We start from the raw sequence: 23,164 nt of genomic DNA on the forward strand, positions 1-23,164 counted from the left end.
ACCTTCTGCCAATGAACAAATAAGCTCGTAAAGCTATAGGCTACTCCAACGTTATGCTTGAGAGAGATTGACGCAAGATACGGTTTGAGTGGCTGATGCAGTACTTGAGATACATCAAGTCGACTTTCCAAAATTTGCAGTATCTTGATATGGCACTGGTTGATTATGGAGTAAGCGATGAAAATGTTCAGAATCGAGACTTACACGAACGAAGTGAAAGAAAGTACGGTGAGTGTTCCATTGGCGTTAGCAACGATTGCTATAAAACCGTTCTTAAGCCGCATCATGACCACACAGAAAGACGTGATCTTAGCCGCGTTAGAAGACAAAACTTTTTCAGGTGTGATTTTGGAGCTGGATGATCATGCATCGGGTGAACGAGTGATCTTTTCTGTAAGTTGAGCAAGCCGTAGTTTACTTATGGAATTTGACCATTGGCTTCAAGAAACAGTCATTGATGTTTCATCTCTTAGAATGTGCTGCATGGGTAACATGAGTACTATTTAAATACATGAAAGTGCTCGCAAACCCCCTCAACAATTAAAGCTATTTGGGGTCGCTGTAGTATGTTTCTTGTTCAGTTTTGGCTTGACAGGAACAACTATGACTACAAGAAACATATTCGCCTGTTTTTTATTGGGTGCTTTGTTATTAGGGTGCAAAACGACCCTTATCGATCAGTCTTTTACGGCTGATACGAGATGGCAAACGACGACGTTAGACAACGGACTCGTTCTACATGTCAAAGAAGTACCGGGGGAAGCAGTATCGACACGCTTTTTGATTCGAACCGGTTCTAGAGATGAGGCAGATGACCAACAAGGATACGCGCACTTTCTTGAACATATGGCGTTTAACGGTACTGAGTCCTTTCCTAAAAATGAGACAGTCTCTCTATTCGGTGAAGAGGGACTGGCGTTCGGCCAGCACCTCAACGCTTTCACTACCCATACCCATACCGTCTATCAGGTTGATCTTCCCTCTGATGACAAACTTGCCAACGCCTTAACGTGGTTCAGAGAAATTTCGACTTCACTGTCCCTAGACTCTGAGGAATTGTCTAAAGAGCGAGGGGTGGTTCTGGGAGAAATGCGGTCTCGATCTCAACTAAATGGACACCTAGATTTTGAAATTTACCGATTAATTGGCGAACAGCTCTACGGTGTTAAAGGGGAGGTTATTGGTAACGAAGACAGCATTCAAAATATCTCAGAGCGCCGATTGAGAGATTTTTACCAGATTTACTACACCCCAAATCGCAGTGAAATCTTTATTGCGGGTAATGTTGACGCCACTTCGGTGGTTGCTAAGGTCCAAGCCATGTTTGGCCAGTGGTCTCCAGCAGAAAAAGACTCTTCAATAAAGAGTATATCTCCACTGAGTCGCTCAAAGAGTACCATTCTCCGAGGCAAGGACGGTTCATTACCATCGACTACCCTACTGGTGGACTTAGGCGCAAACCCTATGGTCTCGGTGGCTGATTTTGAAGATTTTGCAGCGGCGAGCATATTGTCGGATGCCATTAGCACGCGCTTGAACGATCGCGCACGAGATCTGAATGCTCCTATACAAAATACCCATGCAAATTTGATCCAATGGTTTGAGCGCATGGTGCTGAAAATTCATGTTTCGTATGAAGAGCAAGATCAACAGAAAGCCATGCAGTTTTTGGGAAAAGAGCTAGCAACGTTGAGAGACCAGGGTTTAAGCACTTTGGAACTGAATGCACAAGCGAGTGCTTTCTTAAAACTCGAATCAACCTTTGCTGACAACTATACGGCACGCAACTACGCCGAGGATCATGTTTTCTTTCGTATGATTGGTAGACAAACCTTGTCCCCAGAGACTTATAAGTCGTTGACGAAAGCCTTGGTCGAACGAGCTGACAAAGCTTGGTTTAATAAGAAGCTATATGGGTTGCTTGAAAGTGATGATGTCCAAACTATCGTGACAGTCGATCATCACCAAAACCTAACAGAAGTGGTAAAACAAGAACAGTTGGCCTTCGTTTCTGATTTGGAGAGAACGTTCAAGCAGAGTGGCAAAACGCTAATATTGCCCGAAGTGCTATCGGACTTTCCTCAACCAAGTAAAAGCGGTGAAATCGTGCTAATAGAGGAGCTCGATCCCAGCACGAGCAAGTGGCAACTTAGCAATGGCGTAACGGTTTACTTGAGGCAGATGCCAAACGCTGGCGATGAAATTCACGTTTACGCAGGCTCAAAAGGTGGGCTGTCAGCCCTTGCGACGCCAATTCGCCCTGCAGGTAATTTGTTAGTTGGGGCTTATACGGAGAGTGGTCTTGGCGGCTTTTCCGCTAGTGACTACAATCGTTTGATGCTCAGAGAAAATGCCTATCTTGAACCTCTTGTTTTGGAGCATTTGCATGGTTTCTATGGCAAATCCACCAAAGCCTCGTTGCCTTTAGTCCTTGCCTCTATCTATCAAGGTTTTCAGCACGCAGAACTTGATGAAGAGATGTTTGCCCGCTACAAATCACAGTTTATAACAGGTGCCCATCAATACCTTAAATCGGCAGATGGAAAGGCATTTACGGCCGTTTCAAATGCTATTTATGATTCTGACTCCGTTCGCCATACAAGATCGGCTGAAGATTATGAAATAGTAACCTCCAGTGATGTGAGACATGCCTATGAGCAACTCATGAAAACCAATCGTGGAGTGGTGTACGTCATCGCGGGAGATATCGCAATGGATGAATTCAAGCCACTGGCTAGAAATTATCTGGCGTCTATGACGTTCAATGAGTTATCTGCTAGTGAGCTGTATCAAGTGAAGTTGGCTCCTAAGGATGAGGAACTCACAATCGCGTTTGGACAGGCAGGGAATAATGTGGAGCTATATTCCATGTTCGCGCGCAATGCGAAGGAGAAAACCACGAAGGATTATTTCTTGACTGACATAGCAGGGCGCATTGTCACTAATCGTTTGACGGAGAAAGTCAGGGAATTCGGAAGTCTGGATTATTCACCTTACGCACTTGTAATTTGGCCTGAAGGCGCTGACAGTCAACAACTGCTCATTGTGATGAGTTCTTCTCTCATTCAACGAAAAGAGGCACGCGCCGCTCTGAACGACATTATTGACTCGATTGGTGATGGAGCTACCATCGACGAGTTCAACAGTACAACAAAGCAGTTATCTCATGCTCTACAAGAGGGTTTATCTCAACCAAAAGAGCAGGCAAGAATGATGTTCAACTATGTACTTTCTGATGCCGACCCTTTGGCTGTGGTTAATCCTGACAGTGTGATTGATTCATTGAGTCAAGAAGACATCAACGAGTACCTGAGGGCGTTTACGTCAAAAACAGCGACTCGAATAGATATAACTAACTTGCCTTCAGGCAACTAACGAGTATACGGGCATTGCCGCGGCTTTTTAATTCGCCCAGAGTGATGTGGTTGTTGAGGGGTGAGATAATTTCGCAGCTAACGGTCAAATTAGCGTTATATACCAGTAATCAGAAAGTCGATAGCAGCGATAATTTCGTTTCTAAATGTGCTTAGATCATTGACTGGGGTCGTGAGGATTTGAGTTGGTACACTAGCCATTTGTTGAGTAAGAATCACAAAGTCACCTTCATCAATATGGATCGTAGGGCACAGATGGCTAGGGGCTTTGTTCTCTAGCCGTTCGATAGGAGTTAAGGGAATGACCAAGCGACTATTTAGTGAATCGAGCAACTCGCTTTGAACATCAACAAAATACGGGTAAGTGCTTGCGGCGCTCTTATCGTTGTTTTTATAAAGTGTAAATTGTGACATTAGAATACTCGGTATGAATCAGAAAATAGTCCGTGTTTTGCAGTTAAGTCGTTACACGCTTCAATTGCTTCGGCGTTTTGTTCTAACCATTCGGCTTTCAATTGTTGCTTTACTTCTTTTTCCAAAGCCTTCTCCATTGTTGCTGATAGGTTGATGTTTAGGCGCTTAGCTTCGGCAAGTAACTCACTGTTTAAACTAAGGTTTGTCGCCTTTTTAGGTGCATGTGTGCTATATATATATTTCATGAAGTGTTTCCATGCGTATTAATGATGCGCATTTAGTATAGGTAAAAGCTAGGCATACGACAAATTGTTCAAGAGGGATTCATCCCGCGTGGCATTTTTACTATGCGGTTGTCAGTTTCACATTTGGTTAGGCCATGTGTTTATTGTTGGAGATACATAGCAATGGAAGTCACTATTGGGAATGATGCCGAGTTGATAAAGCGAGCTCAATCTATCCGCTATCAGGTGTTCACACTTGAGCAACAGATCCCGAAAGAATTAGACCTTGATGGACTAGATGAATAGTCAATCCATGCGTTAGTTGTGGAACAAGGTAAACCCATCGCCACTGCTCGCCTAACAGTGAAACAGGGCAGTACGTGTACTTTGGCTAGGGTAGCGGTCACAAAAGCATATCGAGGGGCTGGAGTTGCCTCAAAAGTTATCCAGGCTTTGATGGGTTATGCGCAGAGTAATGGTGTTGAGTCTATTGTGATCCACGCTCATAGTTATCTTCGAAATTACTATGAAAGGTTTGGCTTTGAGTTCATCAAAGAAGTGGAGATTGTGGGTGAACATCAGTTAATTGAAATGCGGCATCAAATAGTAAAGCGGTAGTTGCTCAAAGGAAATCTGATGAAACTCTTACTGGATACCTCTTATTTCTCTACCATCTTGCAGGACTTCTTCAATCTCCGCTCCATCAAGCATTTTTCCTAGTGGAGATTGAGGAGTGATGACAACAACGCGGTCGTTATCGAGTTTGTAGCCACCACATGCAGGTAAAAACCAACATGTCATGCCATCTGAGAGCGTCACTATCGCGCCGAGTTTGATCTCATCTTCTTCGTCAAAATTAATAAGTGGCAGAGACTTAAGGCGATTAATGGTTATATCAAATTCAGCCACACGCTGCGATTGACCATGTGCTAAGTACGCGGCCTCTAGTCCAACGGTATCGTACTGTGTTTCTGCAACACTTTGTTCATGCGTAGCAAGATCATGGGCGGTATCCGCCGCATCTAATGCATTTTGGCGTTGAGTGAAAAGGATCTCTAGGAGCTCGGTGCGCAGTTGTTCTTTGTTCAGCATGGTGTACAAGTGTTTGGGTAGACGCGTTGATAATACTGGATTAGCGATCAGAGTGCGATAGGGGATACAGCAACGATTTTATTTGTTCCAAAAACGGTGAAACCCCGATGTTGGTAGCATCGGGGTTTCGAATTTTTAGAAGTCTCGGTTGGTAAGGCCGATATTCTTTATGCAAAAGGCTGGATTACAATCCGGCTATTCCTTGGTAGGAGGAATTAGATGCGGATGAAGTCCATGTGCTCAACTTTTGGCTTGAAAGCGTGACGTTGAACGTCTTGTGGCTTAACTTTCACTTCAGCGCCGTCGATCACTAGAACGATACCTTCGTAGAACTCAGGCTTGTCCATTTGGTTAACGATGTCATCGTGGTTAAGAACGATCGATACTGGTGCAGCTTCGCCACCGTAAACGATAGCAGGGAATTTACCAGCGTGACGTAGGCGGCGGCTCGCACCTTTACCTAGTTCAGTACGTACTACTGCTTCAAATTTCATAGTAATTACTCTCAAATATGAAAAAATTAACTTCACATCTCGCAATGCGACCTTGCAGATGTGGTGTGCGCTTTAGAGAAATTGGTCGTAACTCTTAAAACGAGCGCGGATACTACCATCCATACCGTTTTCTCGCAATAGATATTCGCCGTGCGCGCGACAATTTCGCCTATTTTGTTTCAACGGCTTAGCGCTTGTGCTTCTTGGTTGCACTCGCACGTTGCATGGTGAGGATGGCTTTCAATCCACCTTGAGCACCCGCTTCTAAGCTCAGTGCGCCGCGATAGCTGTGTGCCATCTCTTGTACAATGTTCAAACCTAGCCCCGAGCCTGGGATGTGCTCGTCTAAGCGTACGCCACGTTTGAGCACTTGCTGAATGTGCTCTTTGGCAATTCCGGGGCCATTATCTTCAATCACGATGGAGAGTTGATGCCCGTCGTCGGCTTCGCGTTTTGCCTCATTAGTGATGACATCCACACTGTAGATTCTGATCATACTGCTGGCCCATTTATAGGCGTTCTCCAAAAGATTACCCAGCATCTCGTCGAGGTCGGTTTGTTCCACGGCAAGCTCAATATCGGAATCCAGTTCATTGATGACGGTTAAGCCTCGGTTGGCGTATATTTTGTCAAACGCGAGCGTGATGGCATCGACGCGCTCGGCGGGATTGGATTTTACCGCGAGAATGTTTTTTGCGCCGGCCATGCGGGCGCGTCCGAGGTGATAATCAATTTGGTGCTGAATTTGATCGATGGCTGGGGTCAGTTTTGCTTGTTCAGCCTCCCCCAATTGACGGATTTCATTCTTAAGCACAGACAGCGGCGTTTTTAAGGCATGCGAGAGGTTACCAGCGTGATGACGGGCACGTTCAAGAAGCTCTTGATAGTGAAACAGCAGCGCGTTGAGGTCACTGATCACCGGAGCCACATCTTTGGGGTAGGCTTCATCAAGGCGACTTTTTTCGCCACGACGCAGCTCGGCCAGCTCTTTCTTCATCTTGCCCAGTGGGCTTAATGACCACTCCACTTGCAGCATAATAACAGTCAGCAGCCCAAGATAGAGTAAGCCGAGGATCAGCCACAGCTGACCCATCAACTCGGTGACGGTCGCTTCGATGGGCTGTTCATCCATGCCAATCGTCACTTGAATAGGGCCGTTGTAATCGGGGAAATAGAGGGTCGAATCCATGGTGATGAGTTTCTCGCCTTTTGCCCCAAATACAGCGCTTTTGCCTTTATGTTTTTTGGGGCCTTTGAAGGTCAGTGTCTGATCCCACAGAGAACGCGAACGCAGCAAGTCGCTATCAGTGCTCGCTTGCCAGTAGAAACCACTATAAGGGCGAGTAAAGCGAGGATCGGATAAGCCCGAAGAGAGCGAGAGTTCACCTCGGTCATTGACGTTAAGCGCACCCGCCATTTCATCCATATAAATAGAGAGCTGATCGCGGCTGTCCTCAACCATATAGTGCAGAACTTGGGTCGGTACCGTCACGCCGGCGGCGATGATCATCGCCGTGAGCCAGATGATAGCGGCAAAGACCAGGCGACTTTTTAGGCTGAGCTTTTTAAGGTTGGCGACCCGGAGCTTAGGCATTGAGCTGGTATCCTAGCCCACGCACGGTTTTGATGACGTCAGTCGCGATTTTTTTGCGGATACGGCCAATAAAAACCTCAATGGTGTTGGAATCACGATCAAAATCTTGTTTGTAGATGTGCTCGACCAGTTCGGTGCGAGAGATAACTTTGTCTGGGTTGTGCATAAAGTAGGCGACGACTTTGTATTCTAGCGCCGTGAGTGTGACGGGGGTTTGCTGCCAGAGTACGGTAGAGCTGCGGGTATCGAGGCTCAGGTTACCCACCTGCATGACGGGTGAAGCATTACCAGAGGCTCGGCGAAGCTGGGCGCGAACGCGGGCGATCAACTCGACCATCTCAAACGGTTTGGTGAGGTAATCATCGGCGCCAGCATTCAGTCCTTCTACTCGCTCGCTGAGCGCGTCACGGGCACTGAGTATCACCACTGGGGTATTGATGTTGTTGGCGCGAATGCCACTCAACACCGAAAGCCCATCCAGTTTGGGTAGGCCCAAGTCCAATACAATCGCGTCCCACTCTTCGCTAGTGGCACGATAGAGACCATCCTCACCATCGGCAGACCACTCACTGACCCAATCTGCATCGTCAAAAGACGCTTGAATTTGTTGTCCAAGGCGAGAGTCGTCTTCAATCACCAATATTTTCATTGTAACCGAGGCTCCTTATTCGGTGGGTTTAAGCGCGTCGCGAAAGTGTCGGCCTTTGATTTCCAGCATTTCTAAACTGGCTGCATTGTACTCAACTTTAATGATGTTGTTATTGTGGTTGAGTTTGAGCTCATAAATCCAAATGCCATCATCTTGATCCAATTCAACTTGGATGATTCTACCATGCAAGTCGCGCTCGACCGCTGCGTACATCTCGGAAAAGGGTCGAATGTCGCCATTTTGCACCGCTCTATACACTTCGTCTTGATCGCCATCGAGATCGACGCGGGTTCCCGGGTGGTACTCATCTTGAACTAGGGCGTGGCCGTCTTGCGCCGCACTGGGCAGAGAAAAGAAGACGGCACTAGCAAGAAGAAAGGAAGCCGGTAAAAATTGACTCATACGGGGTGTTCTCAGTGTATTCATCAGTATATTCCTCTGTTCAGAATCAACATGAGCATACACGCAACAAGATGAACCTTGAGTGAATTATCCGTTCAGCTCATCGTCAAAGATTTTATCGCGCATTTTCCAAAAGCGCCCGACCTTACGCGCAATCACAAACTGCGGCGGGCGAAAGCGGTGTTGGTTATCGACCACTTTACTCGGTGATAGGGTATCAAAGGGGCGATGCTTGTCCGCCAAATGCGGACGAACGAAGCGATCTTTGAAGGTCTTTTTCTGTTTAGGCGTGGTGAGAGACCAAAATTCATGCACCTTGGCATCGTTGTCACCCACGTAGCTGATCCGGAGCTGGTTTTTACCTTGGCCATCTTTGTGCAGTGAAAAGTCCATCGCCAAGCACTCAAACACTAAAGCATCTTTAAGGTTTAACGCCTCTTTAAGCTTCTTGTCTGGGTCGACTAGGGTGGCGTCACACTCATGGCAAATACGCGCAGCAATATCGTTATCGGCGCCGCAATCACCGCAGTATTTTGCGCGAAAGCGGTAGTTGCAGTGCTCGCGTTCGCCCGTCTCTTCATCGGTAAAGTACCCTTGACACTTACGGCCAAAATGCTCAATTAAAAAGCCATTGCTATCGAGCTTGCCCCAAAAGTTGTTGTTAAAGCCACAAGCCGGACAGGGGATGGTGATGATTTCGCTGTCCGAGTCTGGTTTAGGGTCGCCCACTTCGGGTTGATAGAGATCGTAAGTGTTGCCTGCGTAATCAAGTACCAAGCAATCGCTTTTTCCCGGTGATAAACGTAGCCCACGACCGACAATCTGTTGATACAAACTGACCGATTCTGTTGGACGCAGAATGGCAATCAGATCCACATGCGGCGCATCAAAGCCCGTCGTCAGCACCGAGACATTGACCAGATATTTGATTTGGCGCTGCTTAAAGCGTTCGATGATGCTGTCACGCTCCGTAGTAGGCGTATCACCGATGACCAGCGCGGTGTGATCGCTAGGGAGAAGCGAAAAGACCTCCTGCGCATGCCTCACCGTGGCGGCGAATATCATTACGCCTTGCCTGTGCTCAGCGTGCTGGATGATTTGCTCGACGATTTGTGGCGTAGCGCGCTTGGCATTGTCAATCACCATATCAAGTTCTGACTCTTTATAGCGCCCGGTACTGGCGGGTTTGAGTTGCGAGAAATCATAGCTCAGTACCGGGGCATCGAGCAGCGTGGCAGGTGTTAGAAATCCTTCATCAAGTAAATATTGGATAGGCAGTTCAAAGATGCAATCGCGGAAGAATCTCGGTTCATCACTGCGCACTAAGCCACGTGTGTGGTACTGGTAAATCCAACCCATCCCAAGGCGATAGGGCGTGGCCGTCAGACCAAGCACTTTAATGCCAGGGTTAAGCTCGCTCAAGTGGCGAATGACTTTTTGATAACTGGTGTTTTTGTCATCTGGTACGCGGTGACATTCATCGATCACCAGTAGCGAAAATTGGTGACTAAACGCGTCCAAATTGCGCACAACCGATTGCACCGAGGCAAACACCACTTGCTGATCGGTCTCCTTGCGGCCAAGCCCGGCAGAAAAAATCGCCCCCTCTAACCCGTAACCTTCGTACTTGGCGTGGTTTTGCTCAACCAACTCTTTGACGTGTGCCAGCACCAAGACGCGCCCTTTTGCCAAACGCGCTAATTCTGCGATGACTAAGCTTTTCCCTGCACCCGTTGGCAACACAAGCACCGCAGGGGTTTGATTGGCGCGAAAGTAATGGATTACCGCTTTGACGGAGTCTGCTTGGTATGGTCTGAGGGTGTACATGGTAATGCGTAGCTGAGAATTTTTTACAATTATACACAGGTAAAAGTGTTGTTTTAATATGAATTAAATTCATATTAAAACTGTCTTTTGTTCTGTCTATACTCATCTCAATATGTGGTATCTTGATAGACAGTACTGATACGTAGACATTGTGTAGATAAGAGTGCAAATAAACAAACCCGTGTCACAATCAACGAGCATCGCCCTTGCTACATAGGGCTAGCCTTTGCTGTATTGGTGATAGAAGTTTCGCTTTAATCAGGTAAATCGATGCCAAAGGCCACCCATTTTGATTTTAATCTTTTGCGCGTATTTCTTAGCGTCTACAAAAGTCACTCATATACTGTGACCGCCGAGGAGTTGGATTTGACCCCCTCAGCGGTGAGCCATGCGGTCAAGCGACTCAATACACAATTAGGGGAAACCTTATTTCAGCGTAAACACGTCGGTGTAGAGCCAACGTTTGTCGCGCATGATCTGTTTAAGCAAGTCGCTGAACCATTTCATTCGATAGAACGGACCATTCTCGGTTATGAGGATTTCTCGCCAAGCAAAACGGATCGAGCGTTTCGTGTCTATGTGCCTGACGTGTATATGTCAGACCTAATTCAGCGTTTGGTTGGCCAGCATGACATTAGCGCTGAGGTGATATTCGCCGCGTTACCTTCCGATCAAGATGACACTTATGATTCACTCGCCAGCGGGGTGGTCGACTTGGTGGTGGATTATGTTGCGCCCAGACTGGGAGGTATTGCCTCTCAACTAGCTAAAGAGGAGTCGATGGTGTGCGTGGTCCATCGTGATCATCCTCGTATTGGCGATACCATTAGTTATGAGCAGTATTTTGCCGAGTCTCACGCTTTTCTGAATTTGGTGCGATTTAATACTCGCGCTGCGGAGACCTTGGCTAAGCAGCCGATCCCACAGCGTAAAATACACAGCGACCACAACTCACTGTACTCAATGCTACACACGATTGCACATACAGATGCTATTGGTATCTGTACACAAGACGTCGCCAGCCTTATGCAAGCATCATTACCCATTAAAACGATGGCTGTACCTTATGAGATCAACAAGGTCGCGCTATGGGTCAATTGGCCGAAGAAGCTGGATAATAACCCAGCGAATCAGTGGCTCCGCTCATTGGTGATTGAGTTGCTGGCGCAAGCGTAAAGGGTTCGCAGCGCGCAGTGAACTCTGTATACTGCGCGGCGAACACAGAGTGAGGTAAAAATGCGTTTAGACAAATTTCTCTGCGATGCCTTAGGTGCGACGCGAAAAGAAGCCACGAAAATCATCAAAAGTGGCGAAGTGACGGTCAACGATGTGATGCAAAAAAGCGGTGCAGTTAAAGTTTCCGACACGTGCGTCGTCGAGTGGCAGGGTCGTGAAATCGGCAAACCCGGGCCAAAGTACATCATGCTCTACAAACCTGAGGGATTTGTCTGCTCTCATGAAGATGGTTTTAATCACACCGCTTTTGTGCTGCTCGATGAGGTGAAGATTGAGAATCTGCATTTTGCTGGGCGATTAGACGTCGATACCACAGGTTTGGTGTTGATTACCGATGATGGCCAGTGGTCGCACCGCATCACTTCACCGAAGCATAAGTGTGAGAAGATGTACCGAGTGTGGCTGGCCGATCCTATCGGTGACGACTATGCTGAAAAATTCGCCCAAGGCATCGAACTGCGTAATGAGAAAGAGCCGACGCTGCCCGCGAAACTAGAAATCATCAACGCGGATGAGCACGAAGTGCTGCTGACCATTACTGAAGGCAAGTACCACCAAGTGAAACGCATGTTTGCTGCACTGGGCAATAAGGTTGAGCATCTTCACCGTGAACGCATCGGTGCGATAGCGCTGGATGATTCGCTTGAACCGGGTGAATACCGTTACCTGACTCAAGCAGAAATTGATTCTATTTGGAATTAATACCCCAATTTGGAAGAGCTTTATTTCCTAATAGGAACTAGTAATTTGATCTCAATCGGTTGAATATAGTCCGGTTAACTTCATTTCTTTTGACGAGCCGCCTTTCTGCGGCTCGTTTTTTCGCTATCGGATAGGAGACTTATGTCTGATACTGCTATTACCAAAACCGACACACCTCAGTTGAGCTTTTTGTTGTTTTTAGTTTTGGGTGCCATTGGTGCCTTAACGCCATTGGCGATTGATATGTATTTGCCCGCGATGCCCTCCATCGCTGCCGATCTCGGTGTCGAAAGTGGCGCGGTGCAAATCACCCTTACGGCTTATACCGCGGGCTTTGCTATTGGTCAGTTGATTCATGGTCCATTGGCGGACAGCTATGGTCGTCGCCCGGTGCTGATCCTTGGCGTGCTGTTTTTTGGTTTGGCCTCATTGGTGAGTGCAACCACCACAAGTATTGAAGCGCTCACTTGGGTGCGTACCGCGCAAGGCTTTGCGGGCGCTGCAGCGGCCGTCATTATTCAAGCTGTCGTGCGTGACATGTTTGATCGTGAGGATTTCGCGCGCACCATGTCATTTGTGACCTTAGTGATTACCATAGCGCCTTTGGTGGCACCGATGATCGGCGGTCACGTCGCCATTTGGTTTGGCTGGCGAGCAATTTTTTGGATCCTGGCGATTTTTGCCGCCATCGTGATCTCCTTGGTGCTTTGGAAAATTCCAGAAACCTTGCCAGTGGAGAAGCGTCAGCCGCTGCGTTTTCGCACCACGATGCAAAACTACTTCCGTTTGTGTGCCAACCCTGTGGCGATGGGGTTAATTTTCTCCGGTGCATTTTCATTCGCCGGTATGTTTGCCTTTTTGACCGCAGGCTCGTTCGTCTACATTGATATTTATGGCGTACGCCCGGATCACTTTGGTTATCTGTTTGGCTTGAACATCGTTGCGATGATCATCATGACCAGCATCAATGGCCGCTTGGTACGTAAAGTCGGCTCTCACGCGATGCTAAGATTTGGACTTGCAGTGCAATTGCTCGCCGGCATTGGGATGTTCATTACCTGGATGCTAGATCTTGGTCTTTGGGGCACCGTACCTTTTGTGGTGCTGTTTATCGGTACGTTATCGACTATCGGCAGTAACAGTATGGGGCTGCTGTTGAGCGGCTATCCGTCGATGGCGGGCACGGCGTCATCATTGGCGGGCACGCTGCGTTTTGGTACAGGTTCCGTAATTGGCGTGGTGGTTGCGATGTTGCCAAGTGATGCGACTTGGCCGATGATAGCGACCATGACGGCATGTTCGATACTCTCTGCCGCGTTGTATGGATTTTTTGGAAGAAAGGCGTAATGTCTGAATACACGATTGAGATGCGCAAGTTAGTCACACTTGCGCTTGAAGAGCTCGATGCGCAGCATCGTTTAGGAAAGCTGACCGACGCTCCGGTCGCCAACAATCATTATTTAGTACGCTGGGTGACCCGAGCGCTTAAAGAGCAGCGTTTTCATCGCGTGGTTGGTAATGACCTAAAACGTTGGCAAAAAATGGGGCGCTCAAAAGGCAACGAAGCAGGGCTGTTGTTCACGTTTAAACGCATCGCTAAGCTGTACGACACCTTCTTTAGTGGTGAGGAACGAACGCTGAAAGACAGTGATATTGAGCAGTTCCTTGATCTGATGGAGAACGCGGATTGGGAAGTCTCTACCTCAGAACCCTTAGTGGGTGTGGGTAAGGTGCAACTCTTTACGGAAGGGCAAAACTCCTTGGCACTGTGCGCGGATCAATGTGACGCTTGCTTTGAAGGCGAGGCTTTAGTTAAGCCGATGAGCTGGTTTGTTCGTGGTAATCACGCCGAGTTCGTTGAGAAAGCCACAGCCGCAGGCTTTTTGGTGCACAAGGTGACCGACTACAAGTCGAATGTGAAGTACCACGGTGAATATCTGATTTTTCCTGCTAATCGCGGAACACAGTTGCCCGAAATTCCCCTTAGCTTGACGGCTTAGCCTGAGTTCTTAATAATAAAAACAACGCCTTGCTGACACACAAGGCGTTGTTTTTTTTTGGCTTTATTCTGCTGCCTTTCTCACAATAGCTCTAACCATGCCTTTGAAGATAAACAGGTGCGGTAGCATCATGGCAAACCAATACATTAACCCCCAAAACCCTTGCGGGTGCCACCAAGCGGTGACGCTGAGTGTGCGCTGGGTGCCATTATCCTCAATAGAAAATTCCAAACGGCCCAAACCAGGCCCTTTCATACCAAACAGCAATGAGAGAAAACGCTTGGGTTCACAACGGATCACTTTCCACGAGTCAATAAAATCACCCACTTTAAGCTCAGGCCCAGGAGGTTGACGCCGAATCGGCGCTCCAGCGCCAAACAAGACGTCAAGCCATTCGCGTGTTCGCCATAAGCCATTGGCGAAAAAGTAGCCCTGATCGGGTTGGCCGATGGTTTGAATGATTTGCCAAAGCGCGTCGGAAGTGAGTGGCGTTTTTATCGTTGCGCCTGCCTGTTTCGGGTAATAGCCATAGCCCGGTTGCCAGCGATTGAGCGCCGCAGGGTCATACCCCCACACGTTACTGCGCACGAATTCTCCCTCTTGTTCTATCGCGCGCTCAATCATGGTTTGAAAGTCAATTAAGGTCTGTGGGTAGCGAGTGCGTATCTCGGCTGAATCCGCGACAAAGTCATGAGACAGCCCCGCCAGAAGCGCTGAGCCGACCGACGCAGGAACAGAGGTCACCAAGGCGAGCCAACGCGAGGCCATCTTAGGCGTGAGCAGCTCAGTGCTGACAAGTCGAACCCGTTTGCCCGCCGCTTGACCGATAACCTGAAACTGTTCTCGATAGTTCAACACATCTGGGCCGCCCACTTCAAAGCATTGATGCTGAGTCACTCGCTCTTTGATCAGGCAGAGTAGGTAGTGATTAAGGTTCGCCAATGCGATGGGATTCGCTTTTGAATCGACCCATTTAGGCGCGATGAGAATAGGCAGGTTGTAAACAAAGTCGCGCATGATCTCAAACGCCGCCGAGCCAGGACCAATGATGACGCCAGCACGTAACTCGGTGATAGGGACACCCGCTTGACGGATGATCTCTCCGGTCATCAAACGCGCTTTAAGGTGTTGTGAGTTGCCTGTTTGCGGTTGGAGCGCACTTAAATAAATCACATGTTTCACTTGGCTCACTCGAAGTGCGTCGCGAAAATGTTCTGCCAAGCTGATTTCATAATCGACAAAGTCTGAACCGTGGGCCATACCGTGTACCAAAAACAGGACGATATCAAAGGCGCGCACTAGTTTGATGGTCTCGGCGCGATCTGCCAGGTCTAAGTAAGTCAAGGTGAGGTTGGGATGCGGTGGGATACGCGTCTTCAATGCCGAAACATCTCGCGAAGCAGCAGTGACGCTGTAACCTTGTTCGCACAGCTGAGGAAGCAGTTGTGACCCGACATAGCCAGATCCGCCCAGCACCAACACTTTTTTCATCGACATTCCTTATGGCCTTGAGCAACAAAGTGATTCACACCTATAATAGCGACAAGTGGCAGCTCTGCCCAAACCCACCGCTCAACGCTTTGATCACCTTACCAAAAAGGACGTGCTCTTGTTCATTTCTCAGGTTTTGTCGCACACTCGCGGCGATTTTATTCGTCGCCTTATTGCTATTGCGCTGCCCATCACCTTGCAAAGCATTATGTTCTCTAGCCGAGGCTTGGTGGATGTGATCATGCTGGGTCAGTTAGGTGAAGCGGAGATCGCCGCGGTGGGTGTGGCCGCGCGTGCGACATTCGTGACCACCATTATGCTGGTTGGGGTGACCACCGGAGGTGCACTGCTTACGGCGCAGTATTGGGGCGCCGGTGATCAGCAAGGGGTGAGGCAGAGTACGGCGTTAACATGGCTTGTTTCGATGGTATTTGCGGCGTTGACCGCGGCGTTTTTCCTCCTCTTTCCGAGTGAGATTATGGCGCTGACAACAGATTCCGCAGAGGTCAATCAACTGGGCAGCGACTACTTGGTGTTAACCTCGGTGAGTATGTTTGCTGTGGCCTGCGTGGCCAGTATGTCTGTGGGTTTGCGCGCCATGCATCGCCCCGGCATTAGTACTTTCTTTAGTGGCATCGGCATTGTTGCGAACATCATTCTTAACTGGGTGCTTATCTTTGGTCAATTTGGCATGCCAGCCATGGGCATCAAAGGGGCGGCAATTGCCACCGTGCTTAGTGGTGCGATTGAAGTGGGCACCTTGTATGGTTATCTCTATCTGCGTCGACACTTACTGGCGTTTGGTGTCGATGACATCAAGGCTATCCTAAAGCTAGATAAGGTCGTGCGCTTCTTAAAACTCTCTCTGCCGACGACCTTTAATTTTCTTGCTTGGGCTGGCGGACTTTTTGTCTATCACGCGATTATGGGACAATCTGGCGTGCAGGGTTTGGCGGCGCTCTCGGTGATGACGCCAGTTGAATCGATCTCTCTCAGTTTGTTGATTGGTATGTCCAATGCAGCGGCCGTGTTGGTCGGAAATCAAATTGGCGCTAAAGCGTATAAAGAAGTCTATTATCAAGCGATTGGCGTCACGATATTGAATGTAGCGGTCAGCGTGATCGTGGCTATCTTACTCTATATGGTTCAAGGGGCGGTGCTTGGTGCCTTCAGTGCTCTGACCGATGAGACCCGCGCGTTGGCCGACCAATTCATTGTGATTTTGAGTGTAGGGATTGTGCTTCGCTCTGTCCCCATGATGCTGATCGTAGGTGTATTGCGTGCGGGGGGCGATGTGAAGTTCTGCCTCTATCAAGATCTTGTCGCGCAGTGGCTGATTGGGATTCCTTTGGCCGCGTTTGCTGCTATCGGTCTTGGGATGGAACCTCAGTGGATTTATCTGCTGTTTCTAACCGAAGAAGCGATCAAGTGGTTTGGATCCATATACCGTACCAAAAGTAAAAAGTGGATTCGAAATTTGATCGAAAATTAGACATCGTGCAGCGAAGTGGTGGGGTTTGATGCATATGTTGTGATCTCCCCTCCAAAACACTTTCTACTCATCACAATTTAGTGTAGATTCACAGTCCCATTTCTATCAAAGGTGAGACGGTTAATGCTACAACTTACAGACCTGTGTAAAGGCTATGTCGACGGCGGTGAATTTCATCCTGTCTTACAAGGTGCTGAGTTGTTGTTAAACCAGGGGCAGCAAATTGCATTAATGGGCGAGAGTGGGGCAGGCAAGAGTACCCTGCTCAATCTGATTGCTGGGCTGGATGTCGTTGATTCTGGCACCATTAGCTTCCCTAACATGTCGATGGACAGCGCCACCGAAAGCGAGCGCACCCTCTACCGTCGCAATAATATTGGTCTTATCTTTCAGCAGTATAACTTGCTGCCCACTCTTAATATTGCCGATAACATCCGCTTCTGCCGCCAATTGAAAGGCTTACCAGAAGACGCCGGATTGTGGCGACAAATATTATCTGCGTTGGATCTCATGCCGCTGCTTGGCCGTTACCCTGAAGAGGTATCGGGCGGTCAGCAGCAGCGAGCCGCGATTGCTCGTGCGCTCTATATGGAGCCCAAATTGCTGCTTGCTGATGAGCCAACAGGAAGCTTGGATGAGCGCAATGCCGAAGCCGTGATGCGACTTTTGACTTCATTGAGCCGCCAACTAGATTGCACTCTGCTGTTGGTGACGCACAGTGAACGCGTTGCTGAACATATGCAAGGAAAGGTACGTCTGCAAGGAGGGCAACTCCATGTTATGGCCCGTCATTAAGGCATTACTGGGGCATTACCGACGTTATCCTTTTCAAATTCTGCTTGTTTGGCTTGGCCTGACACTGGGCGTCTCGTTATTGGTTGGCGTGACCGCGATCAATGAGCATGCGAGACAAAGCTACGCGCATGGAGAAAAACTCTTTTCTAATCCTTTGCCTTACCGTATCCGCCCCAAACACGCGACCAACAAAATTCCTCAAGGTTTTTACATTCAATTACGCCGAGAAGGCTTTCATCAATGTGCGCCGTTTGATTTCGTTCGCGTCAGAACCAAGGATTACCGCGATCTGGTCGTCGTGGGCATGGATCCTATGTTCATGCTCAAAGATACGCCCGCGACGCGCTTAAAAAGCGCTTCAATTCTTGATCTGATGAAGCCGCCATACCCGATTATGGTCAGCGCTGAGTTGGCTGAGCACATGCGTTGGCACAATAACGATTTTGTCGAACTTGGCGATGGCAGTAAATTAGGGCCGATCATCGTTGATAAGCAAAACTTGATCCACGGGACTCGTATCGTCGCGGACATGTCGTTGGTACGAATGATTGAACGCAGTTCTGGCTTGTCGGTCATTGCGTGTAGTGAAATGCCGCTCGAGAAAGTTGAGCGGTTGAAAGAGCTGTTGCCCAACGGTATGAATTTAGCGCGCAACTCTCGAGTTGAACTCGAAGCGCTCACGGAGGCGTTCCACGTCAATCTCAGTGCGATGGGGATGATGGCGTTCTTAGTGGGGCTGTTTATTTTCTATCAAGCGATGTCGCTCTCTTTAATTCAACGCCAGCCATTAGTGGGTGTACTTCGTCAAACCGGTGTCAGTGGCGTTCAACTGGCGGCGTCGCTGTGCATTGAATTAGTGGCGTTAGTGTTGGTGAGTTGGCTGTGTGGTAACGCCTTTGGCATGGTGCTCGCGAAGCAGTTGATGCCAGCGGTATCGGCAAGCCTTGGTGATCTCTACGATGCGAACGTTGGCTTGGTGATTGGTTGGAGTTGGTCTTCCAGTCTTTACAGCCTCTCTCTGACCTTACTCGGTGCCATTATCGCCTGTGGTTGGCCTTTGGTGAGATTGCTGCGCTCTCAGCCGGTCCGTTTAACCACTCGTCTCTCTTTAGTGCGTTTCGCCGGCCGTGAATTCTCAATTCAAGCGTTGATTGCTGTTGGATTAGCGGTGGCGGGGATCGCCATTTACCAAGCGCCACAAACTCAACAGACAGGCTTTGCCATTATTACTTGCTTGCTGCTTGGTGCCGCGCTCATCACGCCGTTTATTATCTGGAAAGTATTCAATATCCTTTCCTATAAACTGCGCTGGGTGAAAGCGCGTTGGTTCTTTGCTGATGCGGCATCTAGTATGAGTTACCGCGGTGTGGCAACCATGGCCTTTATGCTGGCGATGGCTGCCAACATTGGGGTGGAAACCATGGTGGGTAGCTTTAGAGATACGACGGATAAGTGGCTATCCCAACGTTTGGCCGCCGATCTCTACATTTACCCGAGTAACAGTGCGTCGGTTCGCATGAGCAATTGGTTGACCAAGCAACCCGAAGTGAAGTCGGTCTGGTGGCGATGGGAAAAAGAGGTCACGGAGAAAGAAGGCGTGCTGCAAGTGGTCAGCACCGGTGGTTCCGAAGGGGAGCTAGAAGCGCTAACTGTTAAACTCGGTATCCCGAACTATTGGTACTATCTGCACAACACCAAAGGGGTAATGGTCAGTGAGTCAATGGCGTTAAAGCTCGGCATTCGTCCCGGTGATACCTTGGATTTGAAAGGTCGACTTGGCAGTGGTTGGCAAGTGGTCGGCATCTACTACGATTACGGCAACCCTTACAATCAGGTGCTTTTATCACACAGAAATTGGTTGTACGCCTACGCAGGCCGCGGCAATGTGGCGCTCGGCGCTGTGCTCAATGATGGCACCGATTCCAGTGCCTTGAAACGCCGTTTGGAGACGGTGTTTAGGATTGACGCTGAGCGTGTGTTTGACAACAGTCATATTCATAAGCAAGCGCTGCACATTTTTGACCGCACCTTCTCTATCGCAGACACCTTGGGCAACATTACCTTGATTATTGCTGTGTTTGGTATCTTTTTCGCCACTGTCGCGGGCGAGATCTCGCGCCAAAAACACGTCTCTTTGCTGCGTTGTCTTGGCATGAAAGGGTGGGAGCTGATCGTGATGGGCGGTTTACAACTGTTTGTCTTTGGTACCATCGCGATGCTGATCGCATTGCCGCTCGGTTGGGTACTGGCGGAGTTGGTGGTGGACATCATCATCAAGCAGTCGTTCGGTTGGACGCTTGAGCTGCAACTGATTCCGCAAGCTTATCTCACCACTGGTTTACTGGCGATGGGCGCATTGATGGTGGCGGGAGCATTGCCGGTATTGCGGATGGTACGAAACACGCCGATGAAATCGTTAAGGGATGCATTGTAATGACACAAGGTCGAGTGTTGAATCGTTCAGCCATTATGGCGGTGGGTTTGGTGGTCGCAGGGCTCATTGCGCTGCTGATCATCTTTCGTGAGACGCCATCTGAAGAGCCAAATGACTTCGATAGCATGAATGACATGCTGCGCGCGCAAAAAAGGCAGGTCTTTGAGCCTGTGCTGCCCAACTACCCCGTGATTTTACCCAACGACTTTTCCTTCAATAATGAGTACCAGCACGGTTGGTGGCAGTTCTTTGCTAATGTGCAAGATGAGGCCGGCACTGAATACGGCATTCAGTGGAGTTTTATTCGGATTGCCAGTCATGATCAACCTTTGCGTGGTTGGTTAAGCCCTCAAGTCTACGTGTCTCATCTTGTGGTATCGAGTCAATATGGCGTTTGGAAAGAGCAGCGGGTGGCTCGAGGTGGGATTGGCCAAGCAGAAATGACGTCACAGCCTTTTCGCATGTGGATCGATAATTGGAACTGGCGATCGCTTGGCAGAACGCCGTTTCCTGGCATGCTCACTGCGCAAACCGATGAGTTTAGTGTCCAGTTGAGTGCGTCGACCAATGGACCTTTTGTCCTGCCGGGTGAGCGTGGCTATGTGGCCAAACACGATCTGCTGCCGATTGCGTCCTACAATATTTTCGCGCCGTTCCTTAATGTACAGGGCTCAATCACGTTGCCGGGCGATCGTCAGATTAAGGTCGATGGCAAAGCGTGGATGAGTAAAGAGTGGGGAAGTGGCTTACTCGCTGAAGGGCAACAGGGTTGGGATTGGTTTGTCGTCCATCTGGATGATGAAACTACGTTATCTGTGAGTCAATATCGTCAAAACAAGCAACTTCCCTATTGGTTTGGCACCTTATCCAGTAACGATGGGAAAGTGATTAACCTCGCAGACTCTGATCTTGTCATTACGCCCTATGCACCAAGTCTCGTCGCGCGTGGCAAACGAGTGCCGATGAGTTGGACGATAGAAGTGCCCGCGCACAATATTCATCTCACCGTATCTGCGACTAATCAGAATCTTTGGCTGCCCTTTTTTGTGCCTTATTGGGAAGGACCAATAACAACCACGGGTAGTCATAAGGCACAAGGCTTCATGCAGCTGATAGGGTATTAACTTTACTCATTGTTTCTAATTGATTGTCGTTGTTAAGAGCAGGTTACCTCAGGGTAATCTGCTTTTTTTTTGCATGTTCTATACTAATGATTCAGTTTGGTGATAGAAGTGAGGTTGAACCTATTCGTTGGTGCTATTTATGCTGGGTATTGCATTGATTTTATGGTTTGTCGCCTCAATTTGTGGTACACAATCAGAGAGTTAGGTTGATTGTGTCCGACAGGTGACATGTTTAGCGACGACATCAATGCGGCATGATAGCCCTAGTGTCTCTAAGCATTCATTGGGTGTTCTCGTCAGGTTTTTATAAATAGCGTTATCAGATAGGTCTTAAATGATGAACAAATGGGTCCGTGACTTCTTCCGATTGGAGTCTGCCAGTGGGATTTTACTTATCGTCGCCGCTGTCGTGGCGATGACTATCGCAAACTCACCTTTAAATGAACATTATCAGCACTTTTTACACATCTATATTTTTGGGATGTCACTATCGCATTGGATTAACGATGGTTTGATGGCGATTTTCTTCCTGGTGATTGGCCTTGAAGTCAAGCGTGAACTGGTGGAGGGGGCGCTCAAGTCAAAGGAAACCGCCACATTACCAGCGGTTGCTGCCGTGGGGGGAATGGTGGTTCCTGCGTTGATTTATGCTGGTATGAACTGGGGCAACGACAACGCAATGGCGGGGTGGGCGATTCCTGCGGCAACGGATATCGCGTTTGCACTTGGTATTATGGCGCTCTTGGGTAAACGCGTTCCGATTGCCCTTAAGGTGTTTCTATTGGCACTGGCGATCATCGATGACCTAGGCGCGGTACTGATTATCGCTTTCTTCTATACGTCAGACTTGTCGACGCTTGCATTGACCATGGGCTTTATCTCTACGGGCGTGTTGTTTTGGCTTAACGCGAAGCGTGTCACACGCCTGACTCCCTACCTGATTGTCGGGGCGATTTTATGGTTCGCGGTGCTGAAATCTGGCGTTCATGCGACACTGGCTGGCGTGGTGATTGGTTTTGCTATTCCGCTAAAAAGTGAGAAGGAGCTTTACTCACCACTCAAATACCTTGAGCACTGGTTACACCCTTATGTCTCCTATGGCGTCTTACCTCTGTTTGCATTGGCGAACGCGGGGATCTCGTTGCAGGGCATTTCAATGGACGGCCTAATGTCGACGGTACCACTCGGCGTCGCGATGGGGCTATTGCTCGGTAAACCGATAGGCATCATGTTGTTCTGTTGGGCCTCACTGGCGCTGAAAATTACTGTGTTGCCAGAAGGCATCACTAAGCGACATCTGTTTGCCGTCTCTATTTTGTGTGGTATTGGCTTTACGATGTCGATCTTTATCTCTTCGTTGGCCTTTGGTTTCGATTTTGCCACGCTCGACACTTACGCACGTTTAGGTATCTTGATGGGGTCAACACTGGCAGCGGTATTGGGCTACATTGCTCTGCGTGTTTCTCTGCCGAAAGAGCCTGTGGCGGTGTCCGCGTCATCCTAGTGATATAAACATCTAACTTGAGCCCGCCAGGTCACCCCGGCGGGCTTTTTTTGTTAAGGGTCTGCGGAATCGTTCAGAGGGAAAGTACGCGAAGAGGCAGGGTAAGTAACACGACAAAAAAGTGTTTCATCGTGTTTCGTAAATTTGGTCTATGTGAGAGGGTGAAGTATCATCAATGCTTATGTTTGATGGTATTTCCTACTAATTTCTGCTTTGAGTTCGTTTTTTTCGAAAGAAGAGCTCCAGAGAAGCGAATGTTATTGTTAACAGGATTTGAATAGACTTTCGCACATTCACGTAAAGTGAGCTAGATCAA

Annotated in this window: 20 protein-coding genes and 1 pseudogene; 12 read left to right on the top strand and 9 right to left on the bottom strand. The window is 48.6% G+C overall.

Annotated elements, in window-relative coordinates:
* Positions 1-177 precede the first annotated feature (177 nt).
* Both AC6R10_RS11995 and AC6R10_RS12000 read left to right on the top strand, forming a co-directional pair.
* Complete coding sequence (locus AC6R10_RS11995) at positions 178-402, top strand: hypothetical protein (RefSeq protein ID WP_500628654.1); 225 nt, start codon at positions 178-180, stop codon at positions 400-402.
* A gap of 201 nt (positions 403-603) precedes the next feature.
* Entirely contained in the window at positions 604-3,375 is a 2,772-nt protein-coding gene (locus AC6R10_RS12000; protein ID WP_500672354.1) for a M16 family metallopeptidase, read from the top strand.
* A gap of 95 nt (positions 3,376-3,470) precedes the next feature.
* On the opposite strand, the gene AC6R10_RS12005 is transcribed toward AC6R10_RS12000, so the two are convergent.
* Both AC6R10_RS12005 and AC6R10_RS12010 read right to left on the bottom strand, forming a co-directional pair.
* Positions 3,471-3,788 (bottom strand): CcdB family protein, encoded by a 318-nt coding sequence (locus tag AC6R10_RS12005; protein ID WP_500633307.1) that lies wholly within the window; start codon positions 3,786-3,788, stop codon positions 3,471-3,473.
* Positions 3,788-4,033: a type II toxin-antitoxin system CcdA family antitoxin gene (locus AC6R10_RS12010; RefSeq protein ID WP_500672355.1), complete on the bottom strand. Its 246-nt coding sequence runs from the start codon at positions 4,031-4,033 to the stop codon at positions 3,788-3,790. Before AC6R10_RS12010 ends, AC6R10_RS12005 begins: the two co-directional genes overlap by 1 nt.
* Positions 4,034-4,195: 162 nt before the next feature.
* Between AC6R10_RS12010 and AC6R10_RS12015 the strand changes: the two are divergent.
* Positions 4,196-4,630, top strand: a pseudogene (locus AC6R10_RS12015) (GNAT family N-acetyltransferase).
* Positions 4,631-4,657: 27 nt separating this feature from the next.
* Here AC6R10_RS12015 and AC6R10_RS12020 read toward each other — a convergent pair.
* From AC6R10_RS12020 to radD, 6 genes are all read right to left on the bottom strand, one after another.
* Positions 4,658-5,104 (bottom strand): hypothetical protein, encoded by a 447-nt coding sequence (locus tag AC6R10_RS12020; RefSeq protein WP_500672356.1) that lies wholly within the window; start codon positions 5,102-5,104, stop codon positions 4,658-4,660.
* A gap of 215 nt (positions 5,105-5,319) precedes the next feature.
* Positions 5,320-5,598 (bottom strand): 50S ribosomal protein L25, encoded by a 279-nt coding sequence (rplY, locus tag AC6R10_RS12025; RefSeq protein ID WP_334552334.1) that lies wholly within the window; start codon positions 5,596-5,598, stop codon positions 5,320-5,322.
* Between the two features lie 187 nt (positions 5,599-5,785).
* Positions 5,786-7,192 (bottom strand): ATP-binding protein, encoded by a 1,407-nt coding sequence (locus AC6R10_RS12030; protein ID WP_500672357.1) that lies wholly within the window; start codon positions 7,190-7,192, stop codon positions 5,786-5,788.
* Positions 7,185-7,841 carry a response regulator transcription factor gene (locus tag AC6R10_RS12035; RefSeq protein ID WP_500672358.1) on the bottom strand — a complete coding sequence of 219 codons (657 nt, stop codon included), beginning with the start codon at positions 7,839-7,841 and terminating at the stop codon, positions 7,185-7,187. The genes AC6R10_RS12030 and AC6R10_RS12035 overlap by 8 nt, the downstream gene beginning before the upstream one ends.
* Before the next feature lie 15 nt (positions 7,842-7,856).
* A complete protein-coding gene (locus AC6R10_RS12040; protein ID WP_500628445.1) occupies positions 7,857-8,267 on the bottom strand; it encodes a PepSY domain-containing protein in 411 nt (136 codons plus the stop codon).
* A gap of 63 nt (positions 8,268-8,330) precedes the next feature.
* Positions 8,331-10,070 carry a DNA repair helicase RadD gene (gene radD / locus AC6R10_RS12045; RefSeq protein WP_500672359.1) on the bottom strand — a complete coding sequence of 580 codons (1,740 nt, stop codon included), beginning with the start codon at positions 10,068-10,070 and terminating at the stop codon, positions 8,331-8,333.
* 270 nt (positions 10,071-10,340) lie between these two features.
* Here radD and AC6R10_RS12050 point away from each other — a divergent pair, with 270 nt between their 5' ends.
* From AC6R10_RS12050 to AC6R10_RS12065, 4 genes are all read left to right on the top strand, one after another.
* Positions 10,341-11,246, top strand: coding sequence for a LysR family transcriptional regulator (locus AC6R10_RS12050; RefSeq protein WP_500672360.1), 906 nt, complete (start codon positions 10,341-10,343; stop codon positions 11,244-11,246).
* Positions 11,247-11,306: 60 nt separating this feature from the next.
* The gene (gene rsuA / locus AC6R10_RS12055; RefSeq protein WP_500672361.1) at positions 11,307-12,008 is read left to right on the top strand and encodes a 16S rRNA pseudouridine(516) synthase RsuA; all 702 of its coding nucleotides are present in this window, start codon (positions 11,307-11,309) and stop codon (positions 12,006-12,008) included.
* Positions 12,009-12,149: 141 nt separating this feature from the next.
* Entirely contained in the window at positions 12,150-13,355 is a 1,206-nt protein-coding gene (locus tag AC6R10_RS12060) for a Bcr/CflA family multidrug efflux MFS transporter (protein WP_500672362.1), read from the top strand.
* Positions 13,355-14,008 (top strand): DUF2913 family protein, encoded by a 654-nt coding sequence (locus AC6R10_RS12065; protein WP_500672363.1) that lies wholly within the window; start codon positions 13,355-13,357, stop codon positions 14,006-14,008. Before AC6R10_RS12060 ends, AC6R10_RS12065 begins: the two co-directional genes overlap by 1 nt.
* A gap of 63 nt (positions 14,009-14,071) precedes the next feature.
* On the opposite strand, the gene AC6R10_RS12070 is transcribed toward AC6R10_RS12065, so the two are convergent.
* Positions 14,072-15,499 carry a DUF2867 domain-containing protein gene (locus AC6R10_RS12070; protein ID WP_500672364.1) on the bottom strand — a complete coding sequence of 476 codons (1,428 nt, stop codon included), beginning with the start codon at positions 15,497-15,499 and terminating at the stop codon, positions 14,072-14,074.
* A gap of 118 nt (positions 15,500-15,617) precedes the next feature.
* Between AC6R10_RS12070 and AC6R10_RS12075 the strand changes: the two genes are divergently transcribed.
* The 5 genes from AC6R10_RS12075 (at position 15,618) to nhaA (ending at position 22,848) form a co-directional block, all read left to right on the top strand.
* Entirely contained in the window at positions 15,618-16,991 is a 1,374-nt protein-coding gene (locus AC6R10_RS12075) for an MATE family efflux transporter (RefSeq protein WP_500672365.1), read from the top strand.
* A gap of 123 nt (positions 16,992-17,114) precedes the next feature.
* The gene (locus AC6R10_RS12080; protein WP_500672366.1) at positions 17,115-17,786 is read left to right on the top strand and encodes an ABC transporter ATP-binding protein; all 672 of its coding nucleotides are present in this window, start codon (positions 17,115-17,117) and stop codon (positions 17,784-17,786) included.
* Positions 17,767-20,220 carry an ABC transporter permease gene (locus tag AC6R10_RS12085; protein WP_500672367.1) on the top strand — a complete coding sequence of 818 codons (2,454 nt, stop codon included), beginning with the start codon at positions 17,767-17,769 and terminating at the stop codon, positions 20,218-20,220. Before AC6R10_RS12080 ends, AC6R10_RS12085 begins: the two co-directional genes overlap by 20 nt.
* A complete protein-coding gene (locus AC6R10_RS12090; RefSeq protein ID WP_500672368.1) occupies positions 20,220-21,344 on the top strand; it encodes a lipocalin-like domain-containing protein in 1,125 nt (374 codons plus the stop codon). The genes AC6R10_RS12085 and AC6R10_RS12090 overlap by 1 nt, the downstream gene beginning before the upstream one ends.
* A 337-nt stretch (positions 21,345-21,681) precedes the next feature.
* Positions 21,682-22,848, top strand: a complete 1,167-nt coding sequence (gene nhaA / locus AC6R10_RS12095) for a Na+/H+ antiporter NhaA (protein WP_500628172.1) — start codon at positions 21,682-21,684, stop codon at positions 22,846-22,848.
* Positions 22,849-23,164 lie beyond the last annotated feature (316 nt).

It is taken from the genome of Vibrio sp. R12-SG2-ISO1, from assembly GCF_059834045.1.

Coding starts and splice junctions, on each gene's coding strand:
- AC6R10_RS12040 (WP_500628445.1), bottom strand. CDS start 8,267: ATGAATACACTGAGAACACCCCGTATGAGTCAATTTTTACCGGCTTCC.
- nhaA (WP_500628172.1), top strand. CDS start 21,682: ATGAACAAATGGGTCCGTGACTTCTTCCGATTGGAGTCTGCCAGTGGG.
- AC6R10_RS12050 (WP_500672360.1), top strand. CDS start 10,341: ATGCCAAAGGCCACCCATTTTGATTTTAATCTTTTGCGCGTATTTCTT.
- AC6R10_RS12010 (WP_500672355.1), bottom strand. CDS start 4,033: ATGAAATATATATATAGCACACATGCACCTAAAAAGGCGACAAACCTT.
- AC6R10_RS12030 (WP_500672357.1), bottom strand. CDS start 7,192: ATGCCTAAGCTCCGGGTCGCCAACCTTAAAAAGCTCAGCCTAAAAAGT.
- AC6R10_RS12000 (WP_500672354.1), top strand. CDS start 604: ATGACTACAAGAAACATATTCGCCTGTTTTTTATTGGGTGCTTTGTTA.
- AC6R10_RS12065 (WP_500672363.1), top strand. CDS start 13,355: ATGTCTGAATACACGATTGAGATGCGCAAGTTAGTCACACTTGCGCTT.
- AC6R10_RS12085 (WP_500672367.1), top strand. CDS start 17,767: ATGTTATGGCCCGTCATTAAGGCATTACTGGGGCATTACCGACGTTAT.
- rsuA (WP_500672361.1), top strand. CDS start 11,307: ATGCGTTTAGACAAATTTCTCTGCGATGCCTTAGGTGCGACGCGAAAA.
- AC6R10_RS12035 (WP_500672358.1), bottom strand. CDS start 7,841: ATGAAAATATTGGTGATTGAAGACGACTCTCGCCTTGGACAACAAATT.
- rplY (WP_334552334.1), bottom strand. CDS start 5,598: ATGAAATTTGAAGCAGTAGTACGTACTGAACTAGGTAAAGGTGCGAGC.
- AC6R10_RS12090 (WP_500672368.1), top strand. CDS start 20,220: ATGACACAAGGTCGAGTGTTGAATCGTTCAGCCATTATGGCGGTGGGT.
- radD (WP_500672359.1), bottom strand. CDS start 10,070: ATGTACACCCTCAGACCATACCAAGCAGACTCCGTCAAAGCGGTAATC.
- AC6R10_RS12020 (WP_500672356.1), bottom strand. CDS start 5,104: ATGCTGAACAAAGAACAACTGCGCACCGAGCTCCTAGAGATCCTTTTC.
- AC6R10_RS12080 (WP_500672366.1), top strand. CDS start 17,115: ATGCTACAACTTACAGACCTGTGTAAAGGCTATGTCGACGGCGGTGAA.
- AC6R10_RS12070 (WP_500672364.1), bottom strand. CDS start 15,499: ATGAAAAAAGTGTTGGTGCTGGGCGGATCTGGCTATGTCGGGTCACAA.
- AC6R10_RS12060 (WP_500672362.1), top strand. CDS start 12,150: ATGTCTGATACTGCTATTACCAAAACCGACACACCTCAGTTGAGCTTT.
- AC6R10_RS11995 (WP_500628654.1), top strand. CDS start 178: ATGAAAATGTTCAGAATCGAGACTTACACGAACGAAGTGAAAGAAAGT.
- AC6R10_RS12005 (WP_500633307.1), bottom strand. CDS start 3,788: ATGTCACAATTTACACTTTATAAAAACAACGATAAGAGCGCCGCAAGC.